This window comes from Mucilaginibacter mallensis (genome assembly GCF_900105165.1).
GTDB lineage: Bacteria > Bacteroidota > Bacteroidia > Sphingobacteriales > Sphingobacteriaceae > Mucilaginibacter > Mucilaginibacter mallensis.
This window is the reverse complement of sequence record NZ_LT629740.1, coordinates 1,713,200-1,731,494: the sequence shown is the minus strand read 5'-3', so window position 1 is coordinate 1,731,494 and position 18,295 is coordinate 1,713,200. Positions and strand designations below refer to the sequence as shown.

The following is an 18,295-nucleotide window of genomic DNA, read 5'->3' as shown; positions in this document are numbered from 1 at the left end:
CTCCCGTCCCTTATTTGCATTATGACCAAATTTACACCAACAATAAAGGCTAAAAAATTATTTTTGCGGCAAAAAAAGCTATATGACTATTCCCAAAGCACTCATTTTCGATCTGAATGGCACCATGATAAACGATATGGAATTTCATACCCGTGCATGGCAGCAATTGTTTAATAATGATTTAGGCGCAAACCTGAGCTGGGCCGATGTAAAGAAGGAAATGTATGGCAAAAACCAGGAAGTGCTGGTAAGGGTATTCGGACCAGACAGGTTTACGCAGGCTGAAATGGATGAGTTATCTATTGAAAAGGAAAGGGGTTATCAAAAGGAATTTTCACCTCATTTGGCGCTCCTGCCGGGATTGAAGGAACTGTTAGATGCCGCATATGAGCGGAATATCCCAATGGCGATAGGTTCGGCGGCGATACCGTTCAACATAAATTTTGTGCTTGATAATTTAAACCTACAGCATTATTTTAAGGCGATAGTTAGCGCGGATGATGTTAAGCTGAGCAAACCAAACCCCGAAACTTTTTTGAATGCGGCTAACCTTTTACAGGTAAACCCAACTGACTGCCTTGTTTTTGAGGATACACCCAAAGGCGCAGAAACAGCCATGAACGCTAATATGAAATGCGTGGTATTGACCACCACCCACCAAGCCGATGAGTTTAGCTATTTAGATAACATTGTACATTACGCGGCGGATTATACCGGTGATTTTTTTAAGACATTGTTAGGATAACTTCTAATATCCTACCATAGCACAAGTCTTGTGCAGAGGGATTAGCGCGGATGACTTGTGCTTTAACTGTTCAAGCACAAGTCATCAACCCCCAATAGCGCAAGTCTTGTGCAAAGGGAATTAGCGCGGATGACTTGTGCTTTAGTTGTTAAAGCACAAGTCATCAACCCACAGCCAAACCCACAAGACTTGCGCTAAAATGTGATAATAGCAGATTATACCTTCCCCCCAATGTCATTTCGACCGGAGAGAGAAAACTTCTTCGCATTGCATAGCCGCCATTGATACCGCAGAAGATTTCTCCCTCCGGTCGAAATGACAAATTGCTAATGACAGCGTAGCGAAATGACGCACAGCAAAATGACCAGCAAACAAAAAAGCCACGATATCGTGGCTTTTTTGTTTGCAATATTATGGGCGCGGCGGCCGTGGTGGAGGCGGCGGCAAATGAATATGAATTCTGTGACGGTGATGATAGCGGTGATGATAATGGCGAAAATGCGGCGGACCCGGCGGGCGTGGACCCGGAGGACGTGGCGGTGGCGGCGGCAACTGTATAGCTGCTGTGGCCTTTGCATGCGCAAACTGCAAACCTGCGGTCGACAGTAGAACAATAAGGGCAATTTTTATATATTTCATGGTTGAAAAATAGGTAAATACTGGTTCATCAACATAAAAAGCTGATGAAATGTTTTTACAAATCGAATACCAGATACCCAACCGACGACAATTTCAGACATAACAAACTGATATACAATTAGAAGCAAATAACAGAGTGTGCCGCTTGTGCCACCTGTTTCACCTGTCCCGCGGCACAGCTACTTATTTGAACAGCGTGTTATAAAGGAAGTCGGCAGCGAACTGCCCAGCCTGCAGCCAGCGTTTTTCAGTATCCTCACCTACCGGGAACACCGGGTTAAAGTGCTTTTGCAGCTCATGCGAATATCCCTCGAATACCTTTAGCTCGTTAGGGATGCCAAGAGAATCTGCTTTGGCATGGATATCTTCGCCACCATATAAGGGCGCGCTTTTGTGGGTTGGCGGCACTACGCCATCATTACTACCTAATACTGAAACAATGGGTACCTGTACGTTTTTAAGCCAATCAAGATTATAAATAGCTCCCCAAAAGTTAATGACTGCTGCTACTTTAACACGTTCCTGTGGTTTGTTGATGGCGGCAGTATCGTTTGATAAACCAGCCAGTTTGGCCAACTCCTCATTGCTGCTATAGGCGGCTTGCAATGCGATCATCCCTCCTGCCGAGTTACCAGCCAGGACGATCTTATCCGGGTCGATACCATAGCGGGCAGCATTGTGCTTAAAGTATTCAACGGCAATCTTCACATCCTGCACGGCATAATAACTGCTTTTTACCAACTCATCAAAATGGAATAAAGGGTTCTTCTTGCTCAGGCGATAATTGATATTGGCACAAACATAACCGCGCTGCGCAAATGTCTTACTCCACAGGGCAACACCTTTGGCATCCTTTGAACCAAACTTGAAACCACCACCATGCATCCAGATAATGAGTGGACGATGACGGGCATCGTCGCCTTTGGGTTGATAGAGGTCAAACAAATAGGCTTTCTTTTCGTCTTTAGTTGCGGCGGGGTTATAGCTTTGATCGATATCAACGGTGGTTTCCGTAAAGATCATGTCCTTATACCGGTGTTGGCTTTGTGCTTTTGTTGCTATCGCAAAGCAAAATAGGAGAATGAAAACAGATAGTCTTTCGAGCATTATTAATTTGTTGATATTGAATATACGTTACAAACAGGCATAGCAGATGTTTGAAGCAAGTTCGATTTGATGGGGCCGATAGCTAAATTTTACTAAATTTGAAGCTGGCATATGCCCTTCAAAAAACATGATAGCAGGTTTAGGTATTGATATGATTGAGGTGGATAGGATAGCGGAGAAGATCAACAAGGAAAGCGGTTTCAGGGAGCTGATATTCTCGGCAGATGAAATAGCTTACTGTGAATCAATGACCAACAAATTTGAATACTATGCCGCCCGCTTTGCCGCTAAGGAAGCCTTTTATAAAGCATTAGGCACAGGCTGGCTGGAGGGAACGGCATTTAACGAAATAGAGATAGTACATACCGCGACCGGTAAACCCGAATTTAAGTTTACCGGAGCCACAGCAACCGTTATTGACCTGATGGAATTCAGCGCTGTTTCGGTATCACTAACACACCTAAAGGCAACGGCTTCGGCAGTAGTAATTATAGAGAAGAAATGAGAGCATTTTTACAGGAAAAAGTTCAGCAAAAAATTGAGCAGACAGCGGCCATGCAGGAACAGAAATTACAGGAACTTTTGCTATATGTCGCTCAAAATTCGCCGTTTTATAAGGAGTTATTCGCGAAGCATAACATCAATATCGCCGATATAAAAACTGTTGCTGATCTGTCCAAAATACCCACTACTACAAAAGACGATTTGCAACAGCGCAATAATGATTTCCTGTGCGTTCCTGCAGAAAAGGTGATAGAATATACTTCAACATCAGGCACACTGGGCAGTCCGGTTACCATAGCCCTTACTGAAAACGACCTGCAACGATTAGCTTATAATGAGTACAGCTCATTTCAATGTGCTGATGGCTCATCAGCTGACACTTATCAGCTGATGCTTACACTCGACAGGCAGTTTATGGCGGGGATCGCTTATTACCTGGGTATCCGCAAGTTGGGGGCCGGTATCATCAGGTTGGGTCCGGGTGTACCCTCGCTACAATGGGAAACCATTAAGCGCTTGAAACCAACGGCTATTGTGGCCGTGCCATCGTTTATACTGAAGCTGATACAATACGCCAAGGATACCGGCATTAACATACACGAAACCTCGGTTAAAAAGGCCATTTGTATAGGCGAAAATATCCGCAATACCGATTTCTCCCTTAATATTTTAGGGCGGAAGATAACCGAAGCCTGGGATATCCAGCTCTACTCCACCTATGCCTCCACCGAAATGCAAACCGCGTTTACGGAGTGCAAAGAAGGCAAAGGCGGGCATTATCAGCCTGAACTGGTAATTGTTGAACTATTGGATGAGAATAATGAGCAAGTTGCTCCCGGTACCCCCGGCGAAGTAACCATCACCACCCTCGGCGTTGAAGGCATGCCTCTCCTGCGCTATAAAACAGGCGATATCTGTATGTATTATGATGAGCCCTGCGCCTGCGGAAGGACAAGTTTGCGCCTGTCGCCCATCATGGGGCGTAAAAAGCAGATGATCAAGTTCAAGGGAACTACCTTGTACCCTCCCGCCCTGTTCGACCTGCTGAACGAGCGTGAAGAGATCCTGGATTTTGTGATCGAGGTTTACTCCAATGAGATCGGGCTCGACCAGGTGCTGATCTATATCGTACCATCAGAGATCAGCGAAGAATGTGACCACCGCATCCGGGCCTATTTGCAGGCAAGGCTAAGGGTGAGTCCGCATATTAAATACCTGACTACCGAAGCCATACAGAAAATGCAATTCAGTGAAGCCAGCCGGAAAGCAATTAAGTTTATTGATAAAAGAGCGTAAACACTTAGCGTCTTTTTGTGTTAAACCGTTTTGTATTTAATTTATACATTTACCCCTTAATATTTATTCATCTTTTTATACAATAATTTGCCCGTGATACTTGTTGGACAAAGCCCGCTTACGCTCGAAGATTTTTCTGAAATATTATTCAATAACCAGCCGGTTGCTTTAAATGAAGCCGCTGTAGCCAAGGTTAAAACCAATTTTGAATTTCTTAAAAAGTTCTCATCCAATAAGCTCATTTATGGCATCAACACTGGTTTTGGGCCGATGGCGCAATACAAGGTGACCGAAGATAACATTCTGCAACTGCAATATAACCTCATCCGCAGCCACTCATCCGGCAGCGGCAAGTTAATGAGCGCTGATCTGTCGAAAGCCTTAATGGTGGCCCGGTTAAATAGCTTTATGCAGGCTTATTCGGGTGTACATACCGAGGTGATTGAGCTGTTAAAGGAACTCATCAATAACAATATCAGTCCCTGCATTTATGAGCATGGCGGTGTGGGTGCCAGCGGTGATTTAGTGCAATTAGCTCATTTAGGCCTGGTTTTAATTGGCGAGGGCGAGGTGATTTTCGAAAATGTTGTTCACCCAACTACCGACATCTTTAACCGCTTTAATATCAAACCGCTTTCCATTCATATCCGTGAAGGTTTGGCTATCCTGAATGGCACTTCGGCTATGACAGGTATCGGCATGCTGAATATTATACAGGCCCAGAAACTGTTGAACTGGTCGCTGATGTTTTCAGCCATGATCAATGAGATAGTTGAAGCATTTGACGATCATTACTCACAGGAACTGAACGCGGTAAAGCTGCACAAGGGCCAGAACAAAATAGCATCGTTGATGCGCGATATTTTGAAGGACAGCCACATGATCCGCGACCGCTCCGAGCATTTATATAATCCGGACAACCTGGACCAGGAAGTTTTTGAGGACAAAGTACAGGAATACTATTCCCTGCGCTGCGTCACACAGGTTTTGGGGCCGATATATGATACCATAATTCAGGCTGAAGAAGTGGTAGTGAACGAGATCAACTCAGTTAATGATAACCCGGTTATCGATCACGAGAATCACAACATTTTCCACGGTGGTAATTTCCATGGTGATTATGTATCCTTGGAAATGGACAAGCTGAAGATCGCTATCACCAAACTTTCCATGCTATCAGAAAGGCAGTTAAACTACCTGCTGAATAACAAGCTGAACCAAAAACTGCCTCCATTTGTAAATCTGGGTGTATTAGGCTTTAACTTCGGGATGCAGGGTATGCAGTTTACGGCAACATCAACGGTGGCTGAAAATCAAACCTTATCGTTCCCGATGTATGTACACAGCATACCGAATAATAATGATAACCAGGACATTGTAAGCATGGGCTGCAATGCCGCGCTGATGACCAAGCGTGTGGTTGATAACTCATTTGAGGTGTTGGCTATTCAATTAATGACCATTTTACAGGCTATCGATTATTTGGAATGTCAGGACAGGCTATCTTCTACTTCACGCTCATTATACGACAAGGCAAGAGCAATTTTCCCTAAATTTGTGCAGGATCAGCCTAAATATAAAGATTTGAAAAACGTGAAGGAGTTTTTAGAAAGTTCGGAACATATCAAAGCTTTCGCAAAATGAAATGCGCACTGATCACCGGCGGCTCACGTGGGATTGGCAGGGCTATCTGCATCAAAATGGCAGCTCTCGGCTACTATATTTTGGTGAACTACAAAAGCAATACTACAGAAGCTGATAAAACCATCGCGCTGATAAAAGAAGCCGGCGGCAATGGCGAACTGCTGCAATTTGATGTGGCCGATAAGGACCAGATAAAACAAACACTCGGCGGCTGGATTGACGCCAACGAAGGAAAATACATTGAAGTGCTGGTAAACAATGCCGGTATCCGTGATGACAGCCTGATGGCCTGGATGGCCGAAGAGCAATGGGATAACGTAATAAAAACCAATCTCGACAGCTTTTTTTATGTTACCCGGCTGGTTTTAAACAGTATGCTGCAACGCAAATACGGACGCATTGTAAACGTGGTATCGCTCTCCGGTATAAAAGGATTAGCAGGGCAAACAAACTACTCAGCCGCTAAAGCCGGTGTAATTGGCGCTACAAAGGCGTTGGCACAGGAAGTTGGCCGACAAGGAATCACTGTAAATGCCCTTGCTCCCGGTTTTATAAAGACTGATATGACCGACGGGCTTGACGAAAAAGAACTAAAATCGATCATCCCCGTAAAACGCTTTGGGTTACCCGAAGAAGTGGCACATGCGGCGGCGTTTCTGGCATCGCCGGAGGCGGCATATATTACGGCACAAGTATTGTCCATTAACGGCGGACTGTATTCATAGCTTATGATTTTCCCTGTTGAAGATATTATCCCTTTAATACCACAAAAACCTCCTTTTGTGATGGTTGATCAGCTGCTTTTTGTGGATGATGATACTACACAAAGCAGTTTTGCGATTAAGGCCGATACTATTTTTGTAAAGGATGGCCATTTTCAGGAAGCAGGATTATTAGAGAACATTGCCCAAACCGCCGCCCTAAGAGCAGGATATTTGGCACATACCGAAAACAAACCCGTAAAACTGGGTTATATAGGTGCGGTAAAGGATCTGGAGATCTTCGGTTTGCCAAAGGCGGGCGATGAATTGATAACCGAGATCACCATAATTGATACCATTTTTGATGTGACCGTTATAGCGGGTAAAGTTTGGCACAATGATCAATTACTGGCCCAGTGCGAAATGAAAGTATTTACTGTTAACGAATAATTTATATAATGAGCGGGATAACTCAACAGGATGTTTTTATAGTTACTGATAATGTATTAACCCCGCTCGGGAAAACCACAGCTGAAAACTTCGCGAAGCTAAAGGAAGGTATTTCAGGCGTAAAGGAGCATTACCGCACTGCCATTTCACCCCTGTCGTTTTTTGCTTCGCTGTTCGATCAGGATGAGCAGATCTTGAAAGCTGATGAACACGATTACACCAAATTTGAGCAATTATTGGTAGCCTCCATAGCTGATGCGCTGAATGGCAGTGGAATTGATATACGCGATAAAAAAACAATACTCATCATCTCCTCTACCAAAGGCAATATCAGCCTACTGGAAGATGGCGCCAACAACATCGAACTAAAAAACAGGATCTCGTTATCGACATCGGCAAAACTCGTGGCTGAACATTTTGGCTTTCAGAACAAACCAATAGTTGTTTCCAATGCCTGCATTTCGGGTGTATTGGGTATTATAACCGCCATGCGCTTGCTGCGCACCGGCGAATGCGAACACGCGGTTGTTGCTGGCGCGGATGTGATCTCGAAGTTTATCATGTCAGGATTTCAGTCGTTCCAGGCCTTGAGTCCGACACAATGCAAACCCTTTGATCAATCGCATGATGGATTGAATTTAGGCGAAGGCGCGGCAACGATCATACTATCCACCAACGAAAAATATGCGCAAAACATCAAGGTAAAAGGCGGCTCGGTAAGTAACGATGCCAACCATATCTCGGGCCCATCACGCACCGGAGAGGAACTTGCCGGAGCTATAAAATTGGCTTTGCAGGATGCTGATTTGTCACCATCAAACATTGATTTCATTTCTGCCCATGGCACGGCGACTGTTTATAATGACGAGATGGAAGCAAATGCCGTATCCATAGCAGGCTTACAGAAAGTGCCTGCAAATAGCCTGAAAGGTTATTACGGGCACACTTTAGGTGCAGCAGGATTGATCGAATCGATCATCTCCATTCAATCCTTAAAGCAAAACCTGGTTTTACCAACCATAGGGTTCAAGGAAGCTGCAAGCGCCGATAAAGTGAATGTTTTAGCTGACGCAAAGCGGATTAAAGCTAATAATTTCCTGAAAACAGCATCGGGTTTTGGCGGTTGTAATGCAGCCATAGTTTTTGGCAAATAATGAATATTTTTGAGGAATAGCTTAACAAATACAATCTTGCTTACAGAAAAATATATAACCGCCAGTTGCACCATAAATAAAGGTGCAGTAAGTACGAATGGTGTAAAGCTATTTGAAAATGATGCGGACATCGTCGCGCTATTATTATCCATCTACCAGCATTTGCAATTGAATTATCCCAAGTTCTATAAAATGGATAACCTGAGCAAGCTGGGCTGGCTGGCTGCTGAGGTATTACTAAAGGATGACTTTCAAAAAGACGATTATCAGCCTGAAGATACCTGCGTGATACTGGCCAATGCCAATAGCAGTTTGGATGATGATATAAAATATTTGGAGAGCATAAAGGATGTGGCTAGTCCATCGTTATTTGTTTATACTTTGCCCAATATCGTGATCGGCGAGATCTGTATACGCAATCATTTTAAGGGTGAGCAGGCTTTTTATATTCAGGATGATTTTGATGCGGATTTTATAGCGCAGCAGGTAAATTATCAACTGGATAACAACATTTCGCAAGCCTGTATTTGTGGTTGGGTTGATGTTTTGGAGCAGGATTATAAGGCGGTATTGTTTTTGGTTGAAAAGAAGCGGAATGGAAATTCGGTGGAGTTTTCGGCGGAGAATATGAGGGAGATATTTAATTAGAAATTTAAAAAAAATAAATTCCCCATACCCTCTTTGCCGCTTGCGGCAGAGAGGGTGAGAAAGGTGAGGAATATATAAATAGAGCAGTTAAAAGAGCATATGAGTTCATCAGTTTACATAGCGGGCGTAGGTGCAATTTCAGCCATTGGTAACAATGTTGCGGAGCACCTGGCATCTTTTAAAAACGAGGAGGCGGGCATGGGCGATATTACCCTGCTGGATACCATCCACCGTAAAAAACTGCCCGTTGCCGAAGTAAAACTGAGCAATGATGAACTGGCTGCCATTACGGGACTGCCTGCGAATATCAGTCGTACTACCTTACTGAGCATGGTTGCCGCCAATGAAGCTTTGACTGATGCTGCTATACCTGATTTCGGTTCATTACGTACAGGTTTTGTATCCGCAAATTCAGTTGGGGGGATGGACAAGAGCGAAGATTTCTTTATTGATTTTTTGGCTGATAACAACAAAGGCAAATTAAGGAACGTTTTCGACCATGAATGCGGCAGCATGACCGAAACTATTGCTGACAAACTAGGCATAAGTGATTTCATGACCACCATCAGCACCGCCTGCTCATCATCGGCCAACGCCATATTTTATGCCGCGCGACTAATTAAAAACGACGTACTGGACGTGGTTATTGCCGGTGGAACCGATGCCTTGACCAAATTTACGCTTAACGGCTTTAATACATTGATGATATTGGATAAGGAATTTTGTAAACCCTTTGATGAACACCGTGAAGGCTTAAACTTAGGCGAGGGCGCTGGGTATGTGGTACTGGTATCAGAAAAAGTAATGCAGACTCTAAAAAAGGCCCCATATTGTGTACTAAGCGGTTATAATAACAGTAATGACGCCTATCACCAAACGGCATCATCTCCCGATGGTACAGGTTCGTACCTGGCTATGCAAGGCGCTTTAAGAAAAAGCGGACTAACACCTGCTGATATTGATTACATCAATTTGCACGGCACCGGAACGCCTAATAACGACAGCGCTGAGGGTACAGCCATTAAAAGGCTATTTGATCCGTACTATCCACCCATGAGCTCTACCAAATCATATACCGGGCATACTTTAGGTGCAAGCGGTGGCATTGAAGCGGTGTTTTCTGTACTGGCTATAAAGCATGGCATCATCTACCCTAACCTGCGTTTTGAAACCCGGATGGATGAACTGCCATTTGAACCCCAAACAAAATATTTAAGCGGACAGGATATTAAAAACGTTATGTCGAACTCATTCGGTTTTGGCGGTAATTGTACATCATTAATTTTTTCGAGGATCTGATATGAAGTTATATATCCGCTCGTCCGCCTGCGTATCGCCGCAAAACACTTTTAATAATGAAGGTTTTCTAGGTGATATTATTGAATATACCGGCACCCGCTTAAAAGCCATCGAACCCGATTACAAGCAGTTCATCGACCCCAAACAGATCAGGCGCATGAGCCACGTGATAAAGATGGGCGTAGCCGCTGCTAAACAGTGTTTAATTGATGCTGATGTAGCTATGCCCGGCGCCATCATCACCGGTACGGCTTTGGGCTGCATAGAGGATACCGTAACCTTTTTAACCCGTATAGTTGAGCAGCAGGAAGAATTGCTGCCACCTACCGCATTCATACAATCCACCCATAATACTGTTGCTGCTCAAATTGCTTTAATGCTGAAATGCCATAACTATAACAGCACATTTGTACATAAGGGTATTTCGTTTGAAAGCGCTTTGTTTGATGCCATCATGATGCTTAAGGAGCAGGATACGGATAACGTACTGGTTGGCGGCACAGAGGAAATGGTAGATACCAGCTTTAAAGTCTTAACCCGTTTAGGCTTGTACAAACGTCAACCAATATCTAACCTCTCACTCTTTGCAACCTCATCCAAAGGCACCATAGGCGGCGAGGGCGCTGCTTTCTTTTTGCTGACAGGTAAAGACTCGGCAGATAACTTAGCGGAGCTTACAGGGCTTAAAATACTGTATAAACCAAAGTCTATTGAGGAAAGCATTATAGCTTTTCTTAAGTCATATTCATTAACAATTGATGATATAGACCTGCTGATAACCGGCAGGAATGGCGACATTAACAATGATGCGGTTTATGACCAGCTAAACGGATCGCTGTTTAAAAATACCTCGCTGGCCAATTACAAACACCTGTGTGGTGAATTTCCCGTTTCATCATCATTTGCATTGTGGATGGCGGCGAATATTTTAAAGAGGGTCATTGTTCCGGAGATTGTTGGTGAACGGATTGTTGGTGACAACACCAACAATGGGGGAGCTAATTCTTCGCACGTTGTTGGTGTTGTCACCAACAACAACCCCAAAACAATATTGATCTACAATCATTATCAAAATAAATATCACTCCTTAATGCTGGTTTCAGCAATCTGATATGACCGCAATAGCTAACGACATATTTAATATCGACAGCATAACCCATGCAAACGGAGCTATTGAAGCTATCCTTAGTATAAACAGCGGCAGCACTATATTTGATGGCCATTTTCCCGGTCAGCCGGTGGTACCGGGAGCTTGTATGCTGCAGGTGGTTAAGGATGTTTTACAAAGTTCTTTAGGTAGTTCCCTTCAACTAAAAAAAGCCGATAATATTAAGTTTATCAGCATGATCGTACCATCATTGAATGATATGATACAGCTGGAAATTTCCTATAAAACTGTTGACGACAGCATTAACGTAAACGCCAAACTGGTTAGCAATGATGTGATCTGCTTTAAATTCCAGGGGAATTTTGTGCGGGTTGGGTGATTAGTTGTTGGTGAGGACACCAACAACGGGGGCTGATTCTTTAAAATAAGAGAGGGTGTCATACTGAGCGCTAGTTGAAGTATGCGGGCAAGGCCTCTGCGCTCACCCTTCGATTGGCGCTCAGGGTGGCATCCTACCTCCCTTGTTGGTGTCCTCACCAACAAGCCTTAAATTACTTCTTCCCATTCGCTTGGATATAATCAGCCATAGTGGCTACATCAACCAGCACTTTTCTGCCTTCACGCGGGTCGCGGATATCGATGCCGTATTCTTTCTTTAACAGTACAATAAGTTCCAGCGAATCAATGGAATCCAGTCCCAAGCCATCGCCAAACAGCGGCTCATTATCGCTGATATCTGCGGGGGTAAGATCGGTAAGATTTAAAAATTGTATAATCTGTTTTTTAAGTTGTTCTTTCAGTTCGGAGTTTTCCATTGAGTAATTTGTTTTTTATAGGTAATGGAGCTATCATGAGTTTTATTGTTTTTTATGATGCTCATGATGGTCCATTGGGGCAATTATATTAATTTTTTTCTTTTAAGACCCCAAAAAATTACTAATTGAAGTACTACTGTGATAATAAGTAAAAGGATAATATTGTTTACCACGTCCCTCAAATTCCCGCCTTCAAGGAACAGGGAGTAGTAAGATTGTAAACACCAGTGCATTGGCGAAAAGTTTGCCGCCGACTTGGCAAAGCCCTGCATGGCGAAGCTCGGCACCATCAAACCGCCAATAGAAGACAATATCACTATTGATACTGCTCCAAAGCCATTGGCCTGCTCCTGCGTATCAGCAAAAACGCCTACACAAATGGAATAGCTCACCGCGCACCAGCCGCAAACCAGCGTTACAATAAATAAAGCCAAAACATCCGACGGTAAATTAAGCGCCGGTAAACCTATATAAGGGAACAACCAGATCCCCATGGAGAAGATTACCGCTGCCTGCAGCAAAGTAACACACAAATAGGTGATCTGCTTGGAGATTATACCCACCCAATAATTGGTAGGTAATGTTTTTAGCCTGATAAAACTACCGCTTACCTTCTCCCTCACAATACTGCCACCTAAGGACATGATGACGAAGAACATGGCAAATATCGTCCACGCGGGTACATTATGCTGGGTGGCATTTGGCGTAGCGCGCGTGCCGTCCTTTGAAACCGGGATTTCGTTTATTGCTGTGTTATTGTTCAGCATCTCGTTTTCCAGTTGCTCGGGCAGTTGTTTTTCGTTGATGGAAAAGTATAGGCTTCTTAATGTTTCCCGGCTCTCCACCAGTTGTAACGCGCTGCGGATGCCACCTTGTACCGATAACCTTAATGATTCCTGCAAAATGGGATTATAATAAAGCGTCAGCGGGTCAACATCGCCTGCTTTTTTAACAGTATCACCATCTAAACCAAAACTTTTCAGGGCCTTTCCGGCTATGCTTTTTGATTTGGCATCAACCTTAACCGTAAAATTTGATGGGATGATCACCCCCAGCATAGCATCCTGGTTATGCATGGCATCGCCCATTTGCTTTTCGGTTTTATCATTTGGCACCAGTGTTACCTTAAACATGCCAATTTTATTGATCGATTTGATCAGCTGGACGCTGGCTTGCCCGGTATCCGTATTACAGATCAACACTGACAACTTATTTTTATTAACCAGGTTAAAAGTGCTGTTCTGGATGCTGGTAACTACTACTACCAGAATTATGGGCATCACAAACATCAGCGAGATGCCCACCCTATCACGCAGCAGGATACGCACATCCTTTACAATTGTTGTCCAAAGCTTAAACATCAGTTTCGGTAATCCTTTCCTGTTAAGTTTAAAAACAAATGCTCAAGGCTCTCTTTTTTATACTCATGCAATAGCTTATGCAAGCTATCCTGCGCTATTATCTTGCCCCCATCAATCAATGCTACCTGCTGACAAAGTTCTTCAGCTTCGCTTAACTGGTGTGATGTATAAATAAGTGTAGTTCCACCTTTATTCAACTCATGCAGGTAATTGATAATGGCGTGCCCGGTTTGCACATCAACCCCTACTGTTGGCTCATCTAAAAATATGATCTCCGGATTATGGATTACACCGATTGCTAAATTCACCCTGCGCTTCATCCCTCCCGAGAACTTCTGAACCTGCTTATTCCTCACTTCTTCCAATCCCAGTATGGTGAGCAATTCATCGGTACGCCTTTTTATGGTTTGTTTACTGAGGCCCGACCATGCGCCAAAGAACTCCAGGTTCTCAACCGGACTCAATTCCTGATAAAAAGAAAAATCCTGCGGCACAAAGCCAAAGAGTTTGTTGGTTGAACTATTGTTTTGCTTACCCATCTCATGCCCCAGCAATTTAATATGGCCCGAATCTGCGGTAAGCAAACCGGTCATCAAACTAATGAGTGTAGTTTTACCCGCGCCATTAGGCCCGAATAACCCAAAACGTTCCCCTTTCTTCACCTGTAAATTAAGACCCGAAAAAGAAACATCCGCGTTCCCCGGATAATGGAAACCCATGTTCTCAATATCTATTGCCAACGGGCTTGTTACTGCCATTTTATCTTTTTTAAAGTTTCAAAAGCCTGTTTCTCTACTTCTGCAATTTCAAGCAGGTAATCACCCATTATATTAAAATCTTCCTGACTGCCTATGCGGCCTTTATATATCCCGGCAGCATGTACAGCAGCATTACGCCACATATCACCAGCCCTTGTAAACATTACTGAATATTCGGCCAATTGGTTGCCTGGCAAATACGCGTCGGCCTCCTGCAAAAATGCGCCGTAAATATACCTAAATCCACCACCACCTGTGCCTATCTCCTCCTGCATCCGCACCATTTGGGCCAAATACAGTTTTGATGTTTCTATCCCCAACTTATCGCGCCACTTTTTTATCTTGTTGCCTGTATTTCTAATGCCCGAGATCCCCGCAAAACTGCCCGGTATACTCAGCATGTTATAAACGTTTTTCTTTATCCCGTTCTTAATGGCCTGTTTCATCACCTCATCGGTAATAACAGCGCCTTTTTTAGGGTAATAAATAAGTCCGTTAGGGGCAAGCGCGCCTTTAGCAAAGCGTACCCGTTCCAGTTCATAGCTGCTCATTACGTTGGTGCCTTCCATAATCGGGTCACTCACCAGATAATTGTCGCCATCCATGCCGTAAACTATCAGGTTATGGGCATTGAAATGAAAGCGATATTCCCTCGGGAAATAAGGCAGGTAATAAACCCCTACCTGGCAACCCACTGGGTTGCCATCATTCAAACAGTCCTTTAAATAAGCCTCGGCCTTTTCTTTTGAGCTGAACTTTTTACTCACAATAGGTATCCCCAGTGATTTCGCCGTGCGCTTAAATATATAGCCCGGAAACGTGCGGAAAGCTATCGCTGGTCCATTATTAACTTTTATAAAAGGGATATAGGCAAAAAATAAACCGGCGCCAATGCCAAAAGCCAATGGCTCAGTTATTTTTCCCCCTGAACTGATACTTAATAAATTGCTGGTAACGCCCGATTCACAGTGTGCGGCCTGACGGTGCTCAAACTCAATTTTCATGAACGGTCATAGTTTTCAGGTCCTCGACCTCTATATTAAACGCCTCAGCGTATTTTTCTAATTGTTTGTCGGATAATTTATTGAATACCCCAGGCTTTAAATGCCTCTTGATCTGCCATTGCCAAAAGCCGGTATAGCCAGCTAAAATAGCAGCATCCATTAGCCTGTACTCCATAAAAAATAACAGCGGACTAGCTTTATGATCCAACACCTGCCGCTTAGCTGCTACAATACGTCTCTGAATTTCTTCCCAGGCTACATCAAGCGCGGTTATCTTCACTTCCCAACCGCTGCTTAGCTCGGCATTATATTTGCCCTTGCTGTCAGTAGCATAGCAAACTTCCTTGGTAATTTTACCAAGCGCGCTTACATCCTGCGGTATTTCTTCCTTCTTCATCGTATTATTAGCACTTTGCCTTTATTAGCAAACGGTAAGCATAGCATACATGTATGAAAAACGCGCGCTCTCAGGAACCAATAGCAATACCTTTTCGCCTTTCTTCAGCTTGCCACTTTTAAACAATTCATCTATCATCAAATAAACTGATGCTGCGCCTACATTACCAACGGTATACAAGTTAATAAACCATTTTTCATACGGGATCCCGCCGCCGTATTCCTCAATCATATCATAGATCTTGCTTTTGAAAAAGTTGCTCGATATATGCGGCAAAAACCAGTCAATATCAGTTACATCCAAACCTTTCTTTTCAAATATCTCCCTTATTTTTCGGCCACCTAAGGGCACAATATTATCGCTCAGTAAAGTAATATCCTGTTTTACGCTGAATATAGATTTGGTCATGATCTCTTCCGGCGTATAATCCATAAAGCCGGTCAACGAGCCATCAGCTTGTTTATCGCCGCCCATATACATACAGGTATCCATTTCGTTGGCGTATGATACACCTTCTATCCACTCGATTCGCAGGCTCAGGCCTTCCGGATTGGGCTTATCGGTCATTAAAAATGCCGATGCCCCATCCGATAGCATCCACCTTAAAAAATCCTTTTGAAAAGCGATATATGGGTTTTCCTCCATCGCTTTCAGGCTCTGCGCTTCTTCCTCAAAAACTTCGGAAACCAATAGTCCTGAAAACCTTTCTGATCCGGTAGCAACTGCTGTTTTAACCTCGCCTGCCTTTATAGCCAGGTAGGCAAATTTAAGGGCGTGCATACCTGCACAGCAAACACCTGATGGCGATACCACTTCAATACCACCAGCCTCGGGCAACCAACCATGCGTCATTACACCATGGCTCGGCATCATCTGGTCGGGTGATGAGGTACCGCAGGAGAGCAGCTCAATTTGCTTCAACTTTTCAGGATCGTTATCAAACAATTCCCTAACAGCAAGGGCCGTCATCTGGGCATTGGTATGGGTTGATTTATGTTCTTTATTCAAGGCGTAATAGCGGTTGATAATGCCATTATTACGAAGTACAATCTTTTTTGATTTTGATGGTTTGTTATCAATATAACCTAAATATGATTCCATCTCGTCGTTCGAAACGGGCTCATTCGGAAAATACGCCGAGGTATGATTGATATAAACTTTTGTATCAGACATATTATATATCAGTTATTTACTTGTAAGTATTTTAATTTTTGTGCTTTTATCCTGCGGGATGAAAACGGCCTTAAAAAAACAGCATCTAATGTAAGCAAAACCGGCGCACCTAAAAATAATGCAATAAAAAGATAATATTTAAAGGCCGAAAGCCATGGCACCCTGTTCTTTCTTTTTGATATAAACTTAGCCCAAACCGCGAATATGGGCTTGGCCCTGGCTTCAATAAACATCAGCTTATATTTTATTACTACGGCTTTCTGTTCCAGCAGTGCATCCTGTAACCCACCCCACGATGTTTTGTTCAGATATTCCTCAATAATTCCACCAAATACTTTAGTGTTGGCTATATCTTCTTCAGCAACACCGGGCTTGGGGAAAATGTTAAGGTATTTGTCTTTTTTGCCCGATAACATCCAATAAAAGATGGTCACAAAGCTCACTACGTTCGGGTGTCTGTCGGCCAAAGCAATATTGCCCACCAGGTTTGCCCCTGCCTCTTTCAGCATGTTGCGCACACGTACATAAGCGTTGATCCACATATTACGGGCAGCGCTTATGGTTACCACAGGAGTATCTTTAAGCAAGCCTTTAAACGTGTCATCATGCAGCAATGAATTACTGGGTATACTTGGCGATAAGAACCATGGCTGGTACCCCATAATGATCAGATCGTACTTAGCTTCCTTAAAACCCAATGGCTCCAAAGGTGCTGGAATACCCAGCACGCAGGATGGCATCACCGAAAAAAAGCGGCTGCCTGTCCACGGAAAATTATAATCCTCAACAGGCTTAATGATCACTTTTTCAACAGATTCGCCTGCCGCAATCAGCGGAGCTATCAATGAATCAATGATCTCCGTCATCTGACCCGATTGGGTGTAATATATAGCTAAGACCTTTTTATTCATTTGGGGCGAAGTTAAAAACTATCTTTTTAGTACGATTAAAAATCTTCAGCATGCAATACTTTTGAGTTTTTGCAATAATCAAGTATGGCGTGCTGTACAGATGGCGATAAGTTTTTATAATTCTTTTGCACTATGGCCTTATCCTTATCAATATCACTATGGTATTTAACAATTTTAGGGGCATGTTCTTCAATAGCGAGCCTTAAAAAATGAAACTCGGTATTATCATTATCAGCTGCGATGGCTGTTTCTAATTTTATACGACCTGCTTTAAAAAGGTCGAGCCTTGTTTTTGCACCTTTAACCAGGCCTGCTTTTCGCATCAGCATAGCGCCTTCATAACCTTCCTTATTGGCTATAGAGCTGCCCTGTATAACCGCAAGCTGATTTTCAACGGCAGCCAGATCGCCGGATGCCATGGTATCATAAAATGTAGATTTTTTAAATTCTTGCTGGGCCATGCCTTTTTGCATAAACCCGGCAATAAGCAGAAAAATAGCTATAAACCCTATTTTCCATTTTATATTAATTCTCATGCTATCAAACATAAATAAATACTATAACAACGGCTTTAAATGTGT

At 43.4% G+C, this 18,295-nt stretch carries 20 protein-coding genes; 11 read left to right on the top strand and 9 right to left on the bottom strand.

All coding sequences use genetic code 11. The annotated features are described in order from the left end of the window. Positions 1-82: 82 nt before the first annotated feature. On the top strand, positions 83-745 hold the full coding sequence (locus BLU33_RS07050; RefSeq protein ID WP_091370702.1) for an HAD family hydrolase: 663 nt from the start codon (positions 83-85) through the stop codon (positions 743-745). An 822-nt stretch (positions 746-1,567) separates the two neighbouring features. On the opposite strand, the gene BLU33_RS07045 is transcribed toward BLU33_RS07050, so the two are convergent. Beyond that, positions 1,568-2,491, bottom strand: a complete 924-nt coding sequence (locus tag BLU33_RS07045; RefSeq protein ID WP_091370700.1) for an alpha/beta hydrolase — start codon at positions 2,489-2,491, stop codon at positions 1,568-1,570. Between the two features lie 127 nt (positions 2,492-2,618). Between BLU33_RS07045 and acpS the strand changes: the two genes are divergently transcribed. The 10 genes from acpS (at position 2,619) to BLU33_RS06995 (ending at position 11,674) form a co-directional block, all read left to right on the top strand. Further along, complete coding sequence (gene acpS, locus BLU33_RS07040; RefSeq protein WP_091370698.1) at positions 2,619-2,996, top strand: holo-ACP synthase; 378 nt, start codon at positions 2,619-2,621, stop codon at positions 2,994-2,996. Beyond that, positions 2,993-4,291 (top strand): phenylacetate--CoA ligase family protein, encoded by a 1,299-nt coding sequence (locus tag BLU33_RS07035; RefSeq protein WP_091370696.1) that lies wholly within the window; start codon positions 2,993-2,995, stop codon positions 4,289-4,291. The genes acpS and BLU33_RS07035 overlap by 4 nt, the downstream gene beginning before the upstream one ends. 93 nt (positions 4,292-4,384) lie before the next feature. After that, the gene (locus tag BLU33_RS07030; protein ID WP_091370694.1) at positions 4,385-5,935 is read left to right on the top strand and encodes an HAL/PAL/TAL family ammonia-lyase; all 1,551 of its coding nucleotides are present in this window, start codon (positions 4,385-4,387) and stop codon (positions 5,933-5,935) included. Further along, positions 5,932-6,660 (top strand): 3-oxoacyl-ACP reductase FabG, encoded by a 729-nt coding sequence (fabG, locus tag BLU33_RS07025; protein ID WP_091370693.1) that lies wholly within the window; start codon positions 5,932-5,934, stop codon positions 6,658-6,660. The genes BLU33_RS07030 and fabG overlap by 4 nt, the downstream gene beginning before the upstream one ends. Before the next feature lie 3 nt (positions 6,661-6,663). Then, positions 6,664-7,086 (top strand): 3-hydroxyacyl-ACP dehydratase, encoded by a 423-nt coding sequence (locus BLU33_RS07020; protein ID WP_091370691.1) that lies wholly within the window; start codon positions 6,664-6,666, stop codon positions 7,084-7,086. A gap of 8 nt (positions 7,087-7,094) precedes the next feature. Continuing rightward, on the top strand, positions 7,095-8,240 hold the full coding sequence (locus BLU33_RS07015) for a beta-ketoacyl-[acyl-carrier-protein] synthase family protein (RefSeq protein WP_091370689.1): 1,146 nt from the start codon (positions 7,095-7,097) through the stop codon (positions 8,238-8,240). 36 nt (positions 8,241-8,276) lie between these two features. Next, entirely contained in the window at positions 8,277-8,888 is a 612-nt protein-coding gene (locus BLU33_RS07010; RefSeq protein WP_091370687.1) for a hypothetical protein, read from the top strand. Between the two features lie 99 nt (positions 8,889-8,987). Next, the gene (locus BLU33_RS07005) at positions 8,988-10,187 is read left to right on the top strand and encodes a beta-ketoacyl-[acyl-carrier-protein] synthase family protein (RefSeq protein WP_091370685.1); all 1,200 of its coding nucleotides are present in this window, start codon (positions 8,988-8,990) and stop codon (positions 10,185-10,187) included. Between the two features lies 1 nt (position 10,188). After that, positions 10,189-11,298: a beta-ketoacyl synthase chain length factor gene (locus BLU33_RS07000; protein ID WP_091370683.1), complete on the top strand. Its 1,110-nt coding sequence runs from the start codon at positions 10,189-10,191 to the stop codon at positions 11,296-11,298. A 1-nt stretch (position 11,299) separates the two neighbouring features. Next, the gene (locus BLU33_RS06995; RefSeq protein WP_091370681.1) at positions 11,300-11,674 is read left to right on the top strand and encodes a hypothetical protein; all 375 of its coding nucleotides are present in this window, start codon (positions 11,300-11,302) and stop codon (positions 11,672-11,674) included. A 172-nt stretch (positions 11,675-11,846) separates the two neighbouring features. Here the strand turns inward: BLU33_RS06995 and BLU33_RS06990 are convergent, their stop codons facing one another. The 8 genes from BLU33_RS06990 to BLU33_RS06955 form a co-directional block, all read right to left on the bottom strand. After that, positions 11,847-12,110: a phosphopantetheine-binding protein gene (locus BLU33_RS06990; RefSeq protein ID WP_091370679.1), complete on the bottom strand. Its 264-nt coding sequence runs from the start codon at positions 12,108-12,110 to the stop codon at positions 11,847-11,849. 83 nt (positions 12,111-12,193) lie between these two features. Beyond that, positions 12,194-13,471, bottom strand: a complete 1,278-nt coding sequence (locus BLU33_RS06985) for an ABC transporter permease (protein ID WP_091370678.1) — start codon at positions 13,469-13,471, stop codon at positions 12,194-12,196. Then, positions 13,471-14,229, bottom strand: coding sequence for an ABC transporter ATP-binding protein (locus BLU33_RS06980; RefSeq protein WP_091370675.1), 759 nt, complete (start codon positions 14,227-14,229; stop codon positions 13,471-13,473). The genes BLU33_RS06985 and BLU33_RS06980 overlap by 1 nt, the downstream gene beginning before the upstream one ends. Continuing rightward, complete coding sequence (locus tag BLU33_RS06975) at positions 14,220-15,233, bottom strand: BtrH N-terminal domain-containing protein (RefSeq protein WP_091370674.1); 1,014 nt, start codon at positions 15,231-15,233, stop codon at positions 14,220-14,222. Before BLU33_RS06975 ends, BLU33_RS06980 begins: the two co-directional genes overlap by 10 nt. Further along, entirely contained in the window at positions 15,223-15,630 is a 408-nt protein-coding gene (locus tag BLU33_RS06970) for a hypothetical protein (protein WP_091370672.1), read from the bottom strand. The genes BLU33_RS06975 and BLU33_RS06970 overlap by 11 nt, the downstream gene beginning before the upstream one ends. Positions 15,631-15,654: 24 nt before the next feature. Continuing rightward, entirely contained in the window at positions 15,655-16,803 is a 1,149-nt protein-coding gene (locus BLU33_RS06965) for a beta-ketoacyl-ACP synthase III (protein ID WP_091370670.1), read from the bottom strand. Positions 16,804-16,811: 8 nt separating this feature from the next. Beyond that, complete coding sequence (locus BLU33_RS06960; protein WP_091370668.1) at positions 16,812-17,714, bottom strand: hypothetical protein; 903 nt, start codon at positions 17,712-17,714, stop codon at positions 16,812-16,814. A 35-nt stretch (positions 17,715-17,749) separates the two neighbouring features. After that, positions 17,750-18,250 carry a hypothetical protein gene (locus BLU33_RS06955; protein ID WP_157682070.1) on the bottom strand — a complete coding sequence of 167 codons (501 nt, stop codon included), beginning with the start codon at positions 18,248-18,250 and terminating at the stop codon, positions 17,750-17,752. Positions 18,251-18,295: the final 45 nt, after the last annotated feature.

Coding starts and splice junctions, on each gene's coding strand:
- BLU33_RS07050 (WP_091370702.1), top strand. CDS start 83: ATGACTATTCCCAAAGCACTCATTTTCGATCTGAATGGCACCATGATA.
- BLU33_RS07045 (WP_091370700.1), bottom strand. CDS start 2,491: ATGCTCGAAAGACTATCTGTTTTCATTCTCCTATTTTGCTTTGCGATA.
- acpS (WP_091370698.1), top strand. CDS start 2,619: ATGATAGCAGGTTTAGGTATTGATATGATTGAGGTGGATAGGATAGCG.
- BLU33_RS07035 (WP_091370696.1), top strand. CDS start 2,993: ATGAGAGCATTTTTACAGGAAAAAGTTCAGCAAAAAATTGAGCAGACA.
- fabG (WP_091370693.1), top strand. CDS start 5,932: ATGAAATGCGCACTGATCACCGGCGGCTCACGTGGGATTGGCAGGGCT.
- BLU33_RS07020 (WP_091370691.1), top strand. CDS start 6,664: ATGATTTTCCCTGTTGAAGATATTATCCCTTTAATACCACAAAAACCT.
- BLU33_RS07015 (WP_091370689.1), top strand. CDS start 7,095: ATGAGCGGGATAACTCAACAGGATGTTTTTATAGTTACTGATAATGTA.
- BLU33_RS07005 (WP_091370685.1), top strand. CDS start 8,988: ATGAGTTCATCAGTTTACATAGCGGGCGTAGGTGCAATTTCAGCCATT.
- BLU33_RS07000 (WP_091370683.1), top strand. CDS start 10,189: ATGAAGTTATATATCCGCTCGTCCGCCTGCGTATCGCCGCAAAACACT.
- BLU33_RS06995 (WP_091370681.1), top strand. CDS start 11,300: ATGACCGCAATAGCTAACGACATATTTAATATCGACAGCATAACCCAT.
- BLU33_RS06990 (WP_091370679.1), bottom strand. CDS start 12,110: ATGGAAAACTCCGAACTGAAAGAACAACTTAAAAAACAGATTATACAA.
- BLU33_RS06985 (WP_091370678.1), bottom strand. CDS start 13,471: ATGTTTAAGCTTTGGACAACAATTGTAAAGGATGTGCGTATCCTGCTG.
- BLU33_RS06980 (WP_091370675.1), bottom strand. CDS start 14,229: ATGGCAGTAACAAGCCCGTTGGCAATAGATATTGAGAACATGGGTTTC.
- BLU33_RS06975 (WP_091370674.1), bottom strand. CDS start 15,233: ATGAAAATTGAGTTTGAGCACCGTCAGGCCGCACACTGTGAATCGGGC.
- BLU33_RS06970 (WP_091370672.1), bottom strand. CDS start 15,630: ATGAAGAAGGAAGAAATACCGCAGGATGTAAGCGCGCTTGGTAAAATT.
- BLU33_RS06965 (WP_091370670.1), bottom strand. CDS start 16,803: ATGTCTGATACAAAAGTTTATATCAATCATACCTCGGCGTATTTTCCG.
- BLU33_RS06960 (WP_091370668.1), bottom strand. CDS start 17,714: ATGAATAAAAAGGTCTTAGCTATATATTACACCCAATCGGGTCAGATG.
- BLU33_RS06955 (WP_157682070.1), bottom strand. CDS start 18,250: ATGAGAATTAATATAAAATGGAAAATAGGGTTTATAGCTATTTTTCTG.